This window comes from Arthrobacter silvisoli (genome assembly GCF_003369445.1).
GTDB lineage: Bacteria > Actinomycetota > Actinomycetes > Actinomycetales > Micrococcaceae > Arthrobacter > Arthrobacter silvisoli.
Genome location: NZ_QRCU01000026.1, coordinates 68448 through 84890, shown reverse-complemented (window position 1 = coordinate 84890; position 16443 = coordinate 68448). Strand labels below are relative to the sequence as shown.

At 68.5% G+C, this 16443-nt stretch carries 14 protein-coding genes; 3 read left to right on the top strand and 11 right to left on the bottom strand.

Annotated features, from left to right (window positions below):
* Nucleotides 1-36: 36 nt before the first annotated feature.
* On the bottom strand, nucleotides 37-1221 hold the full coding sequence (gene dxr / locus DWV11_RS06385) for a 1-deoxy-D-xylulose-5-phosphate reductoisomerase (RefSeq protein ID WP_115788045.1): 1185 nt from the start codon (nucleotides 1219-1221) through the stop codon (nucleotides 37-39).
* 57 nt (nucleotides 1222-1278) lie between these two features.
* Between dxr and DWV11_RS06380 the strand changes: the two genes are divergently transcribed.
* Nucleotides 1279-2736, top strand: coding sequence for a lipase maturation factor family protein (locus tag DWV11_RS06380; RefSeq protein WP_115788044.1), 1458 nt, complete (start codon nucleotides 1279-1281; stop codon nucleotides 2734-2736).
* A 14-nt stretch (nucleotides 2737-2750) separates the two neighbouring features.
* Here the strand turns inward: DWV11_RS06380 and DWV11_RS06375 are convergent, their stop codons facing one another.
* Genes DWV11_RS06375 through DWV11_RS06345 form a run of 7 tightly spaced genes read right to left on the bottom strand, consistent with a single transcriptional unit; the run spans nucleotide 2751 to nucleotide 10567 of the window.
* Nucleotides 2751-3623: an HpcH/HpaI aldolase/citrate lyase family protein gene (locus DWV11_RS06375; RefSeq protein WP_115788043.1), complete on the bottom strand. Its 873-nt coding sequence runs from the start codon at nucleotides 3621-3623 to the stop codon at nucleotides 2751-2753.
* Complete coding sequence (locus tag DWV11_RS06370) at nucleotides 3610-4110, bottom strand: MaoC family dehydratase (RefSeq protein WP_115788042.1); 501 nt, start codon at nucleotides 4108-4110, stop codon at nucleotides 3610-3612. The genes DWV11_RS06375 and DWV11_RS06370 overlap by 14 nt, the downstream gene beginning before the upstream one ends.
* The gene (locus DWV11_RS06365) at nucleotides 4107-4874 is read right to left on the bottom strand and encodes a CoA transferase subunit B (RefSeq protein ID WP_115788041.1); all 768 of its coding nucleotides are present in this window, start codon (nucleotides 4872-4874) and stop codon (nucleotides 4107-4109) included. Before DWV11_RS06365 ends, DWV11_RS06370 begins: the two co-directional genes overlap by 4 nt.
* Complete coding sequence (locus tag DWV11_RS06360; protein WP_115788040.1) at nucleotides 4871-5653, bottom strand: CoA transferase subunit A; 783 nt, start codon at nucleotides 5651-5653, stop codon at nucleotides 4871-4873. The genes DWV11_RS06365 and DWV11_RS06360 overlap by 4 nt, the downstream gene beginning before the upstream one ends.
* A gap of 35 nt (nucleotides 5654-5688) precedes the next feature.
* Complete coding sequence (locus DWV11_RS06355; RefSeq protein WP_115788039.1) at nucleotides 5689-6852, bottom strand: acyl-CoA dehydrogenase family protein; 1164 nt, start codon at nucleotides 6850-6852, stop codon at nucleotides 5689-5691.
* Nucleotides 6839-8953, bottom strand: a complete 2115-nt coding sequence (locus DWV11_RS06350) for an acetyl/propionyl/methylcrotonyl-CoA carboxylase subunit alpha (RefSeq protein ID WP_115788038.1) — start codon at nucleotides 8951-8953, stop codon at nucleotides 6839-6841. Before DWV11_RS06350 ends, DWV11_RS06355 begins: the two co-directional genes overlap by 14 nt.
* Nucleotides 8954-8959: 6 nt before the next feature.
* The gene (locus DWV11_RS06345) at nucleotides 8960-10567 is read right to left on the bottom strand and encodes a carboxyl transferase domain-containing protein (RefSeq protein ID WP_115788113.1); all 1608 of its coding nucleotides are present in this window, start codon (nucleotides 10565-10567) and stop codon (nucleotides 8960-8962) included.
* A gap of 150 nt (nucleotides 10568-10717) precedes the next feature.
* Between DWV11_RS06345 and DWV11_RS06340 the strand changes: the two genes are divergently transcribed.
* Both DWV11_RS06340 and DWV11_RS06335 read left to right on the top strand, forming a co-directional pair.
* Complete coding sequence (locus tag DWV11_RS06340; protein WP_425452047.1) at nucleotides 10718-11482, top strand: SACE_7040 family transcriptional regulator; 765 nt, start codon at nucleotides 10718-10720, stop codon at nucleotides 11480-11482.
* On the top strand, nucleotides 11479-12684 hold the full coding sequence (locus DWV11_RS06335; RefSeq protein WP_115788037.1) for an MFS transporter: 1206 nt from the start codon (nucleotides 11479-11481) through the stop codon (nucleotides 12682-12684). The genes DWV11_RS06340 and DWV11_RS06335 overlap by 4 nt, the downstream gene beginning before the upstream one ends.
* A 37-nt stretch (nucleotides 12685-12721) precedes the next feature.
* On the opposite strand, the gene DWV11_RS06330 is transcribed toward DWV11_RS06335, so the two are convergent.
* From DWV11_RS06330 to pdhA, 3 genes are read right to left on the bottom strand one after another with little or no spacing between them, the layout of a single operon-like run.
* Nucleotides 12722-14116: a dihydrolipoamide acetyltransferase family protein gene (locus DWV11_RS06330; RefSeq protein ID WP_115788036.1), complete on the bottom strand. Its 1395-nt coding sequence runs from the start codon at nucleotides 14114-14116 to the stop codon at nucleotides 12722-12724.
* Nucleotides 14113-15123 carry an alpha-ketoacid dehydrogenase subunit beta gene (locus tag DWV11_RS06325; RefSeq protein WP_115788035.1) on the bottom strand — a complete coding sequence of 337 codons (1011 nt, stop codon included), beginning with the start codon at nucleotides 15121-15123 and terminating at the stop codon, nucleotides 14113-14115. The genes DWV11_RS06330 and DWV11_RS06325 overlap by 4 nt, the downstream gene beginning before the upstream one ends.
* On the bottom strand, nucleotides 15123-16289 hold the full coding sequence (gene pdhA / locus DWV11_RS06320; protein WP_115788034.1) for a pyruvate dehydrogenase (acetyl-transferring) E1 component subunit alpha: 1167 nt from the start codon (nucleotides 16287-16289) through the stop codon (nucleotides 15123-15125). Before pdhA ends, DWV11_RS06325 begins: the two co-directional genes overlap by 1 nt.
* Between the last annotated feature and the right edge of the window lie 154 nt (nucleotides 16290-16443).

The following is a 16443-nucleotide window of genomic DNA, read 5'->3' as shown; positions in this document are numbered from 1 at the left end:
GCCTGGTGGTGCTGCTTCCTTGGTGGCTGGTGCGTGCTAGACCGTGCTGGTGGCTAAATGATCGTGGGTGCGGGTGCGTGCCCAGCGTTCAGCTTCCAACAAGGAGTCAAGTGTCAGCTCCGAGGACCCTGAATGCTCGCTGAGGATGGCCTCCACCGTGTCCACGATGTCCGTGAAGCGGATCCGTCCGGCGTGGAACGCCTGCACGGCCTCCTCGTTGGCCGCGTTGAAGACCGCAGGGAAGGTACTCCCCTGCTTCGCGGCATCCTTGGCGAGGTCCACCGCGGGAAAGGCGGCGGCGTCCAGCGGTTCGAAGGTCCAGCTGGTGGCCTGGCTCCAGTCGCAAGCCTTCGCCGCATGGGGAACCCGGTCCGGCCAGCCCATGCCCAGGGCGATCGGCAGGCGCATGTCCGGCGGCGACGCCTGGGCGATGATGGAGCCGTCCACGAACTGCACCATCGAATGCACCACCGACTGCGGGTGGACCACCACCTCGATCCGGTCCAGGGGGACGTCGAAGAGCAGGTGCGCCTCAATCACTTCGAGGCCTTTGTTGACCAGGGTGGCCGAGTTGGTGGTGACCATGAGGCCCATGTCCCACGTGGGGTGGGCCAGGGCTTCGGCCGGGGTGACGTCGCGGAGGTGGTCCCGGCTGAGCCCCCGGAAAGGTCCGCCGGAGGCGGTGAGGATGAGCTTCTCCACTTCGGCTGCGGTACCGGAGCGCAGGCACTGAGCCAGGGCGGAATGCTCGGAATCCACGGGAACGATCTGGCCTTCGGCGGCAGCGGCCTTGACGAGGGCGCCGCCCACGATGAGGGATTCCTTGTTGGCCAGGGCCAGGGTCGCGCCGGATTTGAGTGCTGCCAGGGTCGGGGCCAGGCCGATGGAGCCGGTGATGCCGTTGAGGACCACGTCCGCTTCCACCGCGGCGATCCTGCTGGAGGCGTCCGGGCCGCTGAAGATCTCCGGCCGGTAATTCCGCAGCCCCGCGGCGGCCGCGGCACCGTCGATCAGTTCCTGCAGCGAGCGGGGGTCGCCGTCCGCGATTCCGACGGCGGAGGCGCGGGTATGGACAGCCTGCTGCGCGAGCAGGGGCAGGTTCCCGCCCCCCGCGCTCAGCGCGACGACGTCGAAAAGGCGCGAGGCGCCGTCGACGACGTCAAGCGCCTGGGTGCCGATGGAGCCGGTGGAGCCGAGGAGGACGATCTTGCGGGGCTTCATGGATCAAGTATCCCGCACCCGGTTGACCCGCGACGGCACCGGCGTAGCGTTGGAGACGTGGACTGGGTGTGGTTCCTGGAGGTGCCGGACTATGGATTTGCCCGGCAGGTCCTGCAGCGCGGCACCGCGGCCCTCTTCTTCATCGCCTTCCTGTCTTCGTTCAACCAGTTCCCCGCGCTGCTGGGCGAGCACGGCCTGCTGCCCGTGCCGCGGTACGTGGAGCGATCGCGGGACTACGGGCGGCCGAGCCTCTTCCGCTGGCGCTACTCGGACCGCTTGCTGCGCCTGGTCTGCGCGGCCGGGATGGTGCTGGCCCTGCTGCTGGTGGCCGGCCTGCCGCAGCTGGGGCCGCCCTGGGTTCCGCTGCTGCTGTTCCTGGCGCTGTGGCTGCTGTACATGTCAGTGGTCAACGTGGGCCAGACGTTCTACGGCTTCGGCTGGGAAATGCTGCTGCTGGAGCTCGGCTTCACCGTGGCGTTCCTGGGTTCGGAGCAGGTCCCGCCGCCACGGACCATCCTCCTGCTGCTGCTGTGGTTGCTGTTCCGGCTGGAGTTCGGGGCGGGCATGATCAAGATCCGCGGCGGCAGCGAATGGCGGGACCTGACGGCCCTGTACTACCACCACGAAACCCAGCCGATGCCCGGGCCCCTGAGCCGGCAGGCCCACTTGCTGCCGAAACCCCTGCACAGGATGGAGGTGCTGGGGAACCATTTCGCGCAGTTGGTGGTGCCGTTCTTCCTCTTCGCGCCGCAGCCGCTGGCGTCCGCCGCGGCCGGAATCATCATCTTCACCCAGCTCTGGCTCGTGGGCAGCGGGAATTTCGCCTGGCTCAACTGGTCCGCGATCGTCCTGGCGTTCGGCGCGGTCAGCGATCCGGTGCTGCGGGCGGTCTTCGGGCTCCCGGCACCGGGCTCCCCGGCCCCCGCGGCCGGCTTGCAGTCCCCCCTGTGGTGGACCGCCGTCGTGCTCGCCGTGACGCTCCTGCTGCTGGTGCTCAGCTACCGGCCGCTGCGCAACCTGCTCTCCAGCGGGCAACTGATGAACGCGAGCTTCAACCGCTGGCAGCTGGTCAACACCTATGGTGCGTTCGGCACGGTGACGAAGCACCGGGTGGAGGTGGTGGTGGAGGGAACGCTCGACGCCGATCCCGACGGCACCGGCGGCTGGCGCGAGTACGGCTTCAAGGGCAAGCCGGGCGAGCTCCGCCGCCTGCCCCGGCAGTGGGCGCCGTACCATCTGCGGCTCGACTGGCTCATGTGGTTCCTGCCGCTGCGCACCATCCACGAGCCGTGGTTCTATGCGTTCCTGCACAAACTGCTCGACGCCGACCCCGCCACCCTGCGCCTGCTGCGGCTGGACCCGTTCGACGGCGCCCGCCCCCGCTGGGTGCGTGCCCGCACCTTCCTGTACCGCTTCGCGAACCGCGCAGAGTTCCGGGAGAACGGCGAGCGCTGGGTGCGGATGGAGCTCTACGAGGCGATCCCGCCGCTGTCCCTGCCCCGGTCGCGGAGCTAGGGAAGCGTGCGGGGCTAGCGTGCCTGCCCGGCCCGGCGGAGCGTGGCCTCGGCGTGGCGCAGGATGGGCCCGTCCACCATCTTGCCTTTGTGCTGGAAGACGCCGGTGCCGGCGGCTGCGGCTGCTTCGAGGAGTTCGCGGGCGCCGGCGAGGGCTTCGTCCGAGGGGGCGTAGGCGCCGCGGACTGCGGCCACCTGGTTCGGGTGGATGCACGCCTTCGCACCGAAGCCGCTGGCGACGGCGTCGGCGGCCTCGGCGGCCAGGCCCTCCAGATCCGGGATGTCGACGTACACCGCGTCGATCGCTTCCTTGCCGTGCGCCTTGGCGGCCAGCAGCACCGTGGAACGGGAGTGCACCGCCACAGCCCGGTAGCCGCCGTCGTTGTTCCGGCTGGAGGTGCCGCCCATGGAGGCGATCAGGTCCTCGGCGCCCCACATCAGGGCCACCACGTTCGGTTCGGCAGCGATCGCGGCGGCGTTCAGGATTCCCTTGGCCGTCTCGCACAAGGCGATGACCCGGTAGTCCCCCAGCGCCCGGAGCTGCTCGGCGGACTCGGCCTTGGCGAGCATCACGGTGCGGTAGGGAGTGTGGGCCAGGCTGTGCAGGTCCTTGGCGAACTCGCTGCTCCCGGCCGGGTTGATGCGCACGATGGTGCGGCTGGGATCCAGCTCCGCCGCCTGGCCCTCCGCCGCCACGAGAGCCAGGATCGCCCCCCGTGCCCGTTGCTTCGCGTCCGGCGCCACGGCGTCTTCGAGGTCGAGGATGACGGCGTCGCTGCGTTCGGCCGCTTTGCCGAACCGTTCGGGACGGTCCGCGGGGCAGAACAACAGGGCCGGCCCCATGGTGAAGGGATCGACTGGGGCGTGTGCCGGATCAACTGCTGGCATGTGTTTCGTGAGCCTCCTTGGTCCACATCAGGCAGGAACGGGTGGCCAGTGCCACCACCACGCCGTCCTGGTTCCGGCCGGTGTGCCGCATGGTCACCACGCCCTGGCCCGGCCGTGACCTGGAACGCCGTTTTTCGGTGACCACCGTTTCGGTGTACAGGGTATCGCCGTGGAAGAGCGGATGCGGAAACGAGACGTCGCCCAGGCCCAGCTGCGCCACGATGGTGCCCTGCGTCAGCTGCGGCACGGACTGCCCCACCACGGTGGCCAGGGTGAACATCGAGTTCACCAGCCGCTGCCCGAAGGGTTGGCTCGCGCTCCACGCGGCGTCCAGGTGCAGTGCCTGCGTGTTCATGGTCAGCGTGGTGAAAAGGACGTTGTCCGTTTCCGTGACGGTGCGGCCGGGCCGGTGCGCGTAGACCACGCCTTCCTGGATCTCTTCGAAGTACAGCCCGCGCTGCACGATGACGGTGGGCTCGTCCGTCAAACCGTGAGCTCCTGGTCCTCTTCGAAGACCTGGGCACCGGTGGCCGCGGCCACGTCCTCGACCGTGACATTGGGGGCCAGCTCCCGCAGCACCAGGCGCGGGGTTCCTCCCTCGTGCACGACGTCGATCACGGCCAGGTCGGTGATGATCCGGTTGACGCAGCCCTTGCCGGTGAGCGGCAGGGAGCATTTCTCCACGATCTTCGGGTTGCCGTTGCGGTCCACGTGTTCCATCATCACGATGACCTTCTTGGCGCCGAACACCAGGTCCATGGCGCCGCCCATGCCCTTGACCATCTTGCCGGGGATCATCCAGTTGGCGAGGTCGCCGTTCTGGGCCACCTCCATGGCGCCGAGCACCGCGACGTCCACGTGGCCGCCACGGATCATCCCGAAGGACTGGGCCGAGTCGAAGAACGCCGCACCCTTGTTGACGGTGACGGTTTCCTTGCCGGCGTTGATGAGGTCCGGGTCCACGGCGTCCTCGGCCGGGTAGGGACCGACGCCCAGGATCCCGTTCTCAGAGTGCAGCACCACCTCGACGCCGGCCGGGATGTAGTTGGGAATGAGGGTGGGCATCCCGATCCCGAGATTGACGTACTGGCCGTTGCTGAGTTCCTGTGCCACGCGGGCCGCGAGCTCGTTACGGGTCCAGCCCTTGGTCGCGGCGTCCTCCGCGGAATGCCCGACGGCGGCCTCCCGGTAGCCGTGGCGGACCGCTTCGGGGCGCGGGGGTGCTTCCGGTGAGCTGTTCTCGATGCTCATGCTCCTGCCTCCGTTTTGCTTGGGGACGCGGCGAGCGCGACGGTGCGTTTTTCGATCCGTTTCTCCCCGTCCGGGGCCAGGACCACCCGCTGCACGAAGATGCCCGGGACGTGGATGTGTTCGGGGTCCAGCTCGCCGGGTTCCACGAGTTCCTCGACCTCGGCGATGGTGATCCTCCCGGCCATGGCGCAGAGCGGGTTGAAATTCATGGCGGTGGCGTGGAAGACGAGGTTGCCGTGCCGGTCGCCTTTCCAGGCGTGGACCAGGCCGAAGTCCGGGGTCAGGGACTCTTCGAGCACGTAGTCGGCCCCATTGAAAGTGCGGACCTCCTTCGGGGAGGAGGCCAGGGCGACGTTGCCTTCGGCGTCGTACTTCTGCGGAAGCCCGCCTTCGGACACCTGGGTGCCCACGCCGGCCGCCGTGTAGAAGGCCGGGATGCCGGCGCCACCGGCGCGCAGTTTTTCCGCGAGGGTGCCTTGCGGGGTGAGAACGACTTCGAGCTCCCCGGCGAGGTACTGTCGGGCGAACTCCTTGTTCTCGCCCACGTACGAGCTGACCGTGCGGCGGATGCGGCCGTCCTTGAGGAGGATGCCGAGGCCCCAGTCGTCCACGCCGCAGTTGTTGCTGACGGTTTCCAGGTCCGTGGTGCCCTGTTGATGGAGCGCATCGATCAGCGCCACCGGGATGCCGCAGAGGCCAAAACCGCCGACAGCCAGCGAGGCACCGTCAGGAATGTCCTTCACCGCCTCCGCGGCGCTGGCAACAACTTTGTCGATCATCGATGATCCTTCCTTCGCGGTTGGGGAATCAGCGGTCAGAGACCCAGCTCGCGGGCGATGAGCATCAGCTGGACTTCCGTGGTGCCCTCCCCCACTTCCAGGATCTTGGAGTCGCGGTAGTGCCGCGCCACCGTGAATTCGTTGATGAAGCCATAGCCGCCGAACACCTGGGTGGCGTCCCGCGCATTGTCCATGGCTGCCTCGCCTGCGACCATCTTAGCTATGGCCGCTTCGGTCTTGAACGGCTTCCCGGCGAGCATCCGCGCGGCGGCATCGTAGTAGGCAAGGCGGGCCGTGTGGGCCCTTGCCTGCATGCGTGCGATCTTGAACTGGATGGCCTGGTATTTGCCGATGTGGTGACCGAAGGCGCTGCGCTCCTTCGCGTATTTGACGGACAGGTCCACGCAGCCCTGGGCGGCACCGGTGGCGAGGGCGGAGATGGCGATGCGCCCTTCGTCCAGGATGGAGAGGAAGTTCGCGTAGCCGCGGCCCCGTTCGCCGAGCAGGTTCCCCTCGGGTACCCGGACATCGGCCAGGGTCAGCGGGTGGGTGTCCGAAGCGTTCCAGCCCACCTTGTTGTAGGCCTTCTCCGCCCTGAAACCCGGGGTGGAGGTGGGCACCAGGATGGTGGAGATCTCCTTCTTGGTGCTGCCGTCCTTGCGCTGCTGTTCCCCGGTAACAGCGGTGACGGTGACGAGCCGGCTGATGTCCGTGCCGGAGTTGGTGATGAACTCCTTGGTGCCATTGACCACCCACTGGCCGTCTTCGAGCCGGGCGTGGGTCTTGGTGCCGCCGGCGTCCGAGCCGGCTTCCGGTTCGGTGAGTCCGAAGCCGGCGAGCGCCTGCCCGGAAGCCAACTGGGGCAGCCACTCCTCCTTCTGGGCCTGGGTGCCGAAGCGGTAGACGGGCATGGCGCCGAGGGATACCCCGGCTTCCAGGGTGATGGCCACCGACTGGTCCACGCGGCCCAGCTGTTCCAGGGCAAGGGAGAGGGCGAAGTAGTCCCCGCCCATGCCGCCGAATTCCTCCGGGAAGGGCAAGCCGAAGAGACCCATCTCCCCCATCTGCTTGACTACTTCGTAGGGGAAGCTGTGTTCTTCGTCGTGTTTCGTGGAAACGGGGGCCACCACGTCGTCGGCGAATTCCCTGACGGAATCGCTGAGGTCCTGGTATTCCTCGCTGAGATCAAAGCCGGCCATGGCGGGGTTCCTCGCCTTTCGGAGTGGTGTGGGGTTCTTCTTTCGGGTGGATGGTGGCGAGGACCTGATCGGCCTTCACGAGGTCTCCCGGGCTTGCGGTCAGATGGACGGTGCCGGCCAGCGCGGCGGTGAGCTGGTGTTCCATCTTCATCGCCTCGACGGAGAGCAGCAGTTGCCCGGCCTCGACGGTGTCGCCGTCGCCCACGGAGACGGAGACCACCGTGCCGGGCATCGGCGAGCGCACCTCCGGGTCGGCGGCGCCCTCTTCGCGCTGGATACCGGCCAGGATCCGTCGGAGCCGTGTCTCCCGGTCGAGGATTTCCAGGCGGCAGGACCAGCCACCGTCGCCGAGCCACAGCCCGCGCGGTCCGCCGGAAGGCGCGGCTTCCTGCGCGGCCACGTAATGGTGCGCGACGCCGTCGAGCACCAGTTCCGGGCCGCCGCCCACTTTGTGCGGGGTGCCGCCGTCGAGCTGCGCCTGGTACCCGTCGCCCTGCCGAACCAGCGAAACAGTGGCCAGGCCACTTTCCGAGGCTCCCGCGGGGAGGCCCAGATGGACCCGGCGCGGGGCCGGGGCGCCGAGCCGCCAGCCGTCGCCGGCCAACCACGGGGAAGCCCCCGACGCCGGCCGGTCACCGCCGGCGGCCAGCAGCCCGGCGGCGAGCAGTTCCGTTTCCCCTGCCTGCCGGAACTGCATTCCGGGGAGCCTGCGTTCGATGAGCCCGGTGTCGAGCCGGCCCGCGCGGACGTCGGGGTCGTCGACCAAGAGGCGGAGGTATTCGACGTTGGTGTGCAGGCCAAGCAGGGTGTAGTTCCCGAGGGCGCGGTCGAGGGCGTCCAGTGCACCGTCCCGCTCCGGCCCCCAGGCGATGACCTTGGCGAGCATCGGATCGTAGTCGCCGGTGACCGCAAGGCCCGGAAGCATGGCGGAGTCGATCCGCAACCGGGTCCCGGGGGCGGACGTACCGACGGCGTCCCCGGGGCCGCCGCCCTCATCCAGCGCCAGCACCTCGCCCACCGACGGCAGGAAGTTCCGGGCCGGGTCTTCGGCGTAGACGCGGGCCTCCACGGCGTGCCCCTCCAGCACGACGTCGGATTGCATCACGGTGAGGACCTCGCCCGCGGCGATGCGTACCTGCCATTCGACCAGGTCGATTCCCGCGACCATTTCCGTCACCGGGTGTTCCACCTGGAGCCGGGTGTTCATTTCCATGAAGTAGAAGTGCCCGGGGTCCTCGTCCGACACCAGGAACTCGACGGTTCCCGCGCCGCTGTACCGGACCGAGCGGGCGGCCTGGCAGGCGGCTTCGCCGATCCGCGCGCGGATCGCGGCGCCGTCGGGCAGGGATTCGAGCAGCGGTGACGGGGCCTCCTCGATGACCTTCTGGTGGCGCCGTTGCAGCGAGCATTCGCGCTCGCCGAGGTGGATGACGTTGCCGGCGGAATCCGCGAGGACCTGGACCTCGATGTGCCGCGGCGTCCGGACCAGCCGTTCCAGGAACAAGGTGTCGTCGCCGAACGCGGCGGCCGCGACACGGCGTGCGGTGGCGAGAGCGGCCGGCATGTCCTCTTCCCGTTCCAGGACCTGCATGCCCTTGCCGCCGCCGCCGGCGGACGGTTTGATGAGCAGCGGGAAGCCGACAGCCGGTGCGGCGGCAATCAGTTCGGCATCGCCCATCCCGGGTTCGGCAATCCCGGGAACACAGGGCACGCCGTAGCCCGCCACGTGGTTCTTGGAGCGGATCTTGTCCCCCATGAGTTCGATCGCGTCCGTGGGCGGGCCGATGAAGGCGATTCCGCGGGAGCCCAGCGCCCTGGCGAATTCGGCGTTCTCGGCCAGGAAGCCGTAGCCGGGGTGGACGGCCTGGGCGCCGCTCTGCACGCAGGCGTCGATGATGGCGTCGATGTTCAGGTAGCTGTCCGCGGCGCTCGCTGTCCCGATCCGGACGGCGCTGTCCGCTTCGCGCACGTGGCGCGCTCCGGCGTCGGCGTCCGAGTAGACGGCGACGGAACGGATCCCCATGGCTTTGAGCGTGCGGATGACGCGGCAGGCGATTTCGCCGCGGTTGGCCACCAGGACGGTATCAAAGAGTTGTGCCATCGCCGGTCACATCCTGAACAAGCCGAAAGAGGTGTCCGGCAGGGCCTGGCGGGAGACGACGTCGAGCGCGAGGCCGAGGACGCGGCGGGTGTCCGCGGGGTCGATGATGCCGTCATCCCACAGCCGGGCGGTGGAATAGTAAGGGCTGCCCTGGTCCTCGTACTGCTGCCGGATGGGGGCCTTGAAGGCTTCTTCGTCCTCCGTGGACCAGTGCTGCCCGGCGGCCTCGAACTGTTCCCGCTTGACGGTGGCCAGGACCGAGGAGGCCTGGTTGCCGCCCATCACCGAGATCCGGGCGGCGGGCCACATCCAGAGGAAGCGCGGGCCGTAGGCGCGGCCGCACATCGAGTAGTTGCCGGCGCCGAAGGAGCCGCCGATCACCACCGTCAGCTTGGGCACCCTGGCGGTCGCGACGGCGGTGACCATCTTGGCCCCGTTCTTGGCGATACCGCCGTGTTCGTAGTCCTTGCCGACCATGAAACCGGAGAGGTTCTGCAGGAAAACCAGCGGTATGCCGCGCTGGTCGCACAGTTCGATGAAGTGCGCGCCCTTGAGGGCGGATTCGCTGAACAGGACACCGTTGTTGGCGACGACGCCCACGGGGTGGCCATGCAGGCGGGCAAAGCCCGTGACGAGCGTGGCGCCGTACTCCTTCTTGAATTCGTGGAAGCGCGAGCCGTCCACCAGGCGGGCGATGACCTCGCGGACGTCATAGGACTCGTTGACGTCCACCGGTACCACGCCATAGAGGCCGGCGGGATCGACGGCGGGCTCCTCCGTGGTGTCGACCTCCCACACCGGTTCCTGGGGCCGGGGCAGGGTGGCCACGATGTCCCGGACGATCTGCAGGGCGTGTTCGTCGTTTTCGGCGAGGTGGTCGCTGACGCCGGAGATCTTCGCGTGCACGTCCCCGCCGCCCAGTTCTTCCGCGGTGACGATCTCGCCGATGGCGGCTTTCACCAGCGGCGGGCCGCCCAGGAAGATGGTGCCCTGGTTCCGCACGATCACCGTTTCGTCACTCATGGCTGGAACGTAGGCGCCGCCTGCGGTGCAGGAACCCATGACGGCAGCGATCTGCGGGATCTTCGCCGCGGACATCCGGGCTTGGTTGAAGAAGATCCGGCCGAAGTGTTCCTTGTCCGGGAACACCTCGTCCTGGCGCGGCAGGAATGCTCCGCCGGAGTCCACCAGGTAGATGCAGGGAAGCCGGTTTTCGAACGCGATTTCCTGGGCCCTCAGGTGCTTCTTCACCGTCATCGGGTAGTAGGTTCCGCCTTTGACCGTGGCGTCATTGGAGATGACCAACACCTGGCGGCCGTGGACCAGGCCGATTCCGGCGATCACCCCGGCACCGGGGGAATCGTCGTTGTACATCCCGTTCGCCGCCAGCGGGGCGATTTCCAGAAACGGGCTTCCGTCGTCCAGCAACTGTTCGATGCGCTCGCGGGGCAGCAGTTTTCCGCGCGCCACGTGGCGCTGGCGCGATTTTTCCGGCCCGCCGGGCGCCGCCGCGGCGAGCCGTTCCTTCAACTCCTCCACGAGGGATTGCTGGGCCCGTGCGTTGGCTTCGAAGCCCGCATTCCTGGCGTCAGCCCTGCTGGCGAGTGTCTCCATCGACATGCATCCCATCCCGGCCGGACTTCCGGCCAACGGCGGTTTCAGTCACCGACTTCAGTTAATGACAAATAACTGAAATTTAGCTTAGTCTCTATTAACTGTGATGTCCACCACTCCCCGGTGGAGCACGCCGCACAAGGAGGATCCGTGGCCGCACACCAGGACGAGGCAAGCTTGCCCGCCGGAGACTCCCCTGCTCCCGCGCCGCCCACCCTGCGCAGCCAGGCGAAGGAAACCCGGCGGAAGGCGCTCCTCTCCGCCGCCGCAGCCCTCTTCGCCGAGAACGGCTTCAGCCGAGTTTCCCTCGAGGACCTTGGCGCGGCGGCGGGCGTCAGCGGACCGGCCGTCTACCGGCATTTCCCCGGGAAGCAGGCGGTGCTCGCCGAACTGTTGCTGAGCGTCAGCCGCGGACTGCTCGACGGCGGCCGGACGGTGGCCGCAGGGGCCTCCGACCCCGCGGCGGCCCTGCGCGGCCTGGTGGAATTCCACGTCGACTTCGCCCTGAGCAACCCCGATGTCATCCGGGTGCAGGACCGGGACCTGGACAGCCTGTCCGAGGCCGACCGGACGGACGTGCGCGCGCTGCAGCGCAGCTATGTGGAACTCTGGGTGAGCGTGCTGGGCGAGGTGCACCGGGACACCGGCGGGAGTGGCGCCGACGCCGCGGAACTGCGCGTCCGTGCCCACGCCGTCTTCGGCCTGATCAACTCCACCCCCCATTCGGTGCGCAGCCACGGCCGCCGGATTGCGGCGAAGACCGCGCGGCCCCTCCTGGAGCAGATGGCCCTCGCGGCGCTGACGGTACCGCTGACCCCTGCGAGGGAGGCACTGGCATTACCCGTCACGGCAGTACCTTCCTCAAGGCCCGGGACCAAGGGAAAGCTGGGAGGGAACACGAAAGGATCCCCATGACCGCGCAGACCATCCTTCCAGCAGGGAAATCGACGAAAACCGGTTTCGTCTCCGCCACAGCTTCCTTCGTCACGGTTTTCGCGGCGGGGTCCACCGCCATACCGCTCTTCGGCAGCTACCGCGCCCAGAACGGGATCACTGATACGCAACTGTCCCTCGTGGCGGCGGGATATTTCGTGTGCGCTGTTTCCGCCCTGTTGTTCCTGGGCCGCCTGTCCAACCATCTCGGCCGTAAGCCGGTATCCATCGCCGCCCTGCTCCTGGCCGCAGCCGGCTGCCTGGTGCTCACCACCGTTGACGGCTTCTGGCCGCTGTTCGCCGGGCGGGCGATGCAGGGCCTGGCAGCGGGCCTCGCTTCCAGCGCCCTCGCCGCCTTCGCCGTCGACACCGCTCCGGCCCGGCCGAAATGGCTCGTCGCGGCAGTGACCACCACGGCCGCCACCGTCGGTTTGTCCTTCGGGGTCTTCGCCGCGGGCGCGCTCGTGCAATTCGCCCCGGCGCCACGGCAGGCCAGCTACATCGCCTTCGCCGCCGCCCTGTGCCTCTGCGCGCTGGGGGTCGGGCTTGCGCCGGAAACCGTCACCCGCCGCCGAGGGGCCCTCGCGTCGCTGCGGCCCGAGGTCCGCGTCCCCGCCTCGGCACGGCCTTGCCTGCCGATCGCCGCGTGCGTCTTCGTCTCGACCTGGGCGGTGGGCGGGTTCTTCAACGCATTCGGTCCCTCCGTGGCTGTCGACTACCTGGGCTCGCGGGCCCCGCTCGTGGCCGCGGCGGTGTTCGCATCCTATATGGCCCCGGGCGTGCTCGCCGGCCCGCTCTCCGGCCGGACGACGTCGGCCTCCGCCCAGCGCCTGGGCATGGCCCTTTTCGCCGCGGCAGTGCTGGGGCTGGCGGCTTCGACGGCGCTGGGTTCCGCCCCGCTGTTCATCGGATGTGGAGTGCTCGGCGGGCTCGGGGCGGGGCTGGCGATGAACGGCAGCATGGCGTTGCTGCTCGGGCCCACGACGCTGCACGAGCGTGCGGGCCTGCTGTCCTTGGTCTACGCCATCTCCTACACGGGATCGGCGGTGCCCGCCCTCGTGGCGGGCCAGCTCGTGCGGGGACTCTCCCTTTTCACCGTCACCTGCGGCTACGCCGCGCTGGCCGTGCTCGCCTGCGTTGCCGTGCTCCTGGGCACGCGGGCGGCACCACGAGACAAACACTGACGGCCCACCGGCACCGGCGGGCCGTCAGAGCTTTCGGCTACACCATGGCCAGGACCATCCCCGGATCCGAGAGGACCGCCCCCACATCGGCCAGGAAGCGGGAGCCCTGTTCGCCGTCCACGAGGCGGTGGTCGAAGGACAGGCTCAGTGACATGACATGGCGGACGGCGAGTTCATCGTTGTGCACCCAGGGGGCCTTGCGCACAGCGCCGAGGGAGAGGATCGCGGCTTCCCCCGGGTTGAGGATCGGCGTGCCGGCGTCGATGCCGAAGACGCCGATGTTCGTGATCGAGATAGTGCCGCCGGCGAGGTCCGCGGGGGTGGTCTTCCCCGCGCGCGCGGCCTCCGTGAGTTCCGAGAGTGCCGCCGACAGTTCCAACAGTCCCATCGCATCCGCGTCCTTGATGTTCGGAACCGTCAGCCCGCGTGGCGTCGCGGCGGCGATGCCCAGGTTGACGTAGTTGTACTCGACGATCTCCTGCGCCGCTTCGTCCCAGCGCGAGTTGAGCGTCGGGTTCCGTTTCAGGGCAATCAGCACCGCCTTTGCCGCGAGCGTGAGCGGAGTCAACTTGTATCCCTGGAACGTCCGGCTGGCCTTGAGCCGCTCCAGCAGTTCCATGGCGGCGGTGACGTCCACCGTGAGGAACTCGGTGACATGCGGCGCGGTGAATGCGCTCTGCACCACTGCCGCCGCGGTGTACTTGCGGACGCCCTTGATCGGGGTGCGGGTTTCGCGGCCGGAACCGGTGCGAGGCCGGGCCGAGGCGGGGGCGGCAGCGTCTTCGGCGAAGTGCTGCACGTCCTCGCGCGTGATCAGCCCGCCCGCGCCGCTTCCGCTGAGCTGTGTCAGGTCGACGCCGAGGTCCCTTGCCAGTTTCCGCACCGGCGGCGTGGAGCGGGGCCGTTCGGCCTGCCGCCCGGGCTGTCGCTCGAACTGGAGGACAGCGGAGGGTGCGGACTGCTCGACGGCGGCCGGTGCGGACGCCGTGGCAGGAACCGCCGGCCGGGCTGCAGGCGCGAAGGTGCGCTGGCGGCGCGTCGGGTGCCCGCCCTGCTCGACGGCGGCGCCGTAGCCGACGAGGGTGGCCTCGCGCACCGGCGCGGGCGGCGCAGCGGGCGCGCCAGCGGCGTTCCCGGCGTCAACGGCAGGCTCGCCCACGCCGGAAGGTGCGGCGGCGACGTCGTCCACTTCGAAGGAAACGATCGGTTTGCCGACCTCGACGACGCTGCCCGGCTGTTCGTGCAGGGCGGCCACCGTCCCGGCAAACGGCGAGGGCAGCTCCACCACGGCCTTGGCGGTCTCCACCTCGGCGATCACCTGGTTCAGTTCCACGGTGTCCCCCACCGCGACCTTCCAGCTGAGGATTTCGGACTCGGTGAGTCCTTCGCCAAGATCCGGCAGTCGGAATTCCTTGATCATGGCGGGGCTCATCCTTCCAGTCCGCTCAGGGAGTTCGGCCGGCCGAGGGCACGGTCCACGCCGTCCAGGATCCGGTCGAGGTCCGGCAGATGGTGCATTTCGAGCTTGGAGTACGGGTAGGGCACGTCGAAGCCCGTGACACGGACCGGCGCAGCTTCGAGGTAATTGAAGCAGCGTTCGGTGAGGCTGGCCGCGATTTCCGCGCCGAGCCCGCCGGACTGCGCGGCCTCGTGGGTGATGACGAGCCGGCCGGTCTTCCTGACGGACGCCTCAACGGTGCGGTAGTCGATTGGCGACAGGGAGCGGAGGTCGATGACCTCGATGGACACGCCCTCATCGGAGGCGGCCAGGGCGGCGTCGAGCGCTGTCTTCACGAGCGGGCCATAGGCCACCAGGGTGACGTCGCTGCCGCCAGCGGCCACGCGTGCGCTGCCCATCGGCAGCGCACGGTCGAGCGCTGCCGCCTCGTCCACCTCGCCCTTGTCGTGGTAGCGGCGCTTGGGTTCGAAGTACAGCACGGGGTCGTCCGAGGCGATGGCCTGCTGGATCATGGTGTAGGCGTCCTGCGGGTTGGACACGCTGACCACACGCAGCCCCGAGGTGTGGGTGAAGTAGGCCTCCGGGGATTCGGAATGATGTTCGGGCGAACCAATGCCGCCGCCGAACGGCACCCGGATGGTGATGGGCATCTTCACCGTGCCCTGGGTGCGGTAATGCATCTTGGCCACCTGGCTGACAATCTGGTCGAACGCCGGGTAGATGAAGCCGTCGAACTGGATTTCGCACACCGGCCGGTAGCCGCGGTAGGCCAGTCCGACGGCGGTGCCGATAATGCCGGATTCGGCCAGCGGTGTGTCCACCACGCGGTGGGTGCCGAAGTCTTTCTGCAGCCCGTCGGTGACGCGGAAGACGCCGCCCAGCTTGCCGATGTCCTCTCCCATCAGGACCACCTTGGGGTCATTGTCGAGGGCCTTGCGGAGCCCGGCATTGATGGCGCGGGCAAATGTCAGCTGGCTCATCAGAGGGCACCTTCCTGCGCGGATCCGCTGAAGCTTTGGAGGTAGCGGGTGTAGTGGTCCTTCTGGCGTTCGATCCAGGAATTCTCTTCGCTGTAGACGTGCTTGAAGACGTCCAGTGGCGCGGGCTCGGGCATGTTGATGGTGCCGCTCCGGAGTTCCGCGGCGACGGCGTCGGCCTTGGCCTTGACGCGGGCCTCCAGTTCCCCGGTCAGCAGTGCCTTGCGGTCCAGCAGCGCCTTGAGCCGGGCGATGGGGTCTTTCGCCGCCCAGTCCTCGAGCTCGTTGGGGTCGCGGTAACGGGTGGGGTCGTCCGCCGTCGTGTGCGGGCCCATGCGGTAGGTGAGCGCCTCGATGAAGGTGGGCCCGCCGCCCTTCCTGGCCCGGTCCAGTGCGATCCGGGTGGCGGACAGCACGGCGAGCACGTCGTTGCCGTCCACGCGCATCGAGGGAATGCCGAAGCCCGAGGCCCGGTCCGCGAGCTGCACATGGGACTGCACGAGCACCGGTTCGGAAATGGCCCAGTGGTTGTTCTGGCAGATGAACACCACGGGTGCCTGGAAGCTGGCGGCGAAGACCATGGCTTCGCTGACGTCGCCTTCGCTCGTGGCGCCGTCGCCGAAGTAGGCCACCGCCACGGAGTCGGCGCCGTCGTCCTGGATGCCCATGGCGTAGCCGGTGGCGTGCAGGGACTGCGATCCGATCATGATTTGCTGCGTGGCGATGTTGTAGCGGTAGGGGTCCCAGCCGAACAAGGCGTTGCCGCGCCAGGCCCGTACCAGGTCCGGGACAGCCACGCCGCGGCAGTAGGCCACGCCGTTGTCGCGGTAGGTGGGGAAGACGAAATCGTCGCTGCGCAGGGCACGGCCCGAGCCGATCTGCGTTGCTTCCTGGCCAAGCATTGGCGGCCAGAGGGCAAGTTCGCCCTGGCGCTGGAGTGCCGTGGCCTCGGCGTCGATCCGGCGGATGACCACCATGTCTTCGTACAGCGAGCACAGCTGCTCGTCGCTGACGTCGCTGATCCAGAGGTCGAATTCCGGATGGCTGATGCGCTCCCCTGAGGGGGTCAGCAACTGGACCAGGTCTCCCCCGGTCCGGCGTGGATTCTTCACACTGTTCGCGGGTTCAGGCGCCTGGTTGGCTCCCCGGCCGGCTTCATCGGTCAACACGGTTGCTCGCACCTTTCGGCTCGTTCTGTGCCGTTGCCGCTAGGACTTTTGGCCCCGCAAGCCGCAGCTGCCCGGGCCTCATCGCCCGGATAACTGTGACCCTACTCACAATGCTCATTGGGTACAACCACTGCCATGGATTCTGAGCATTATG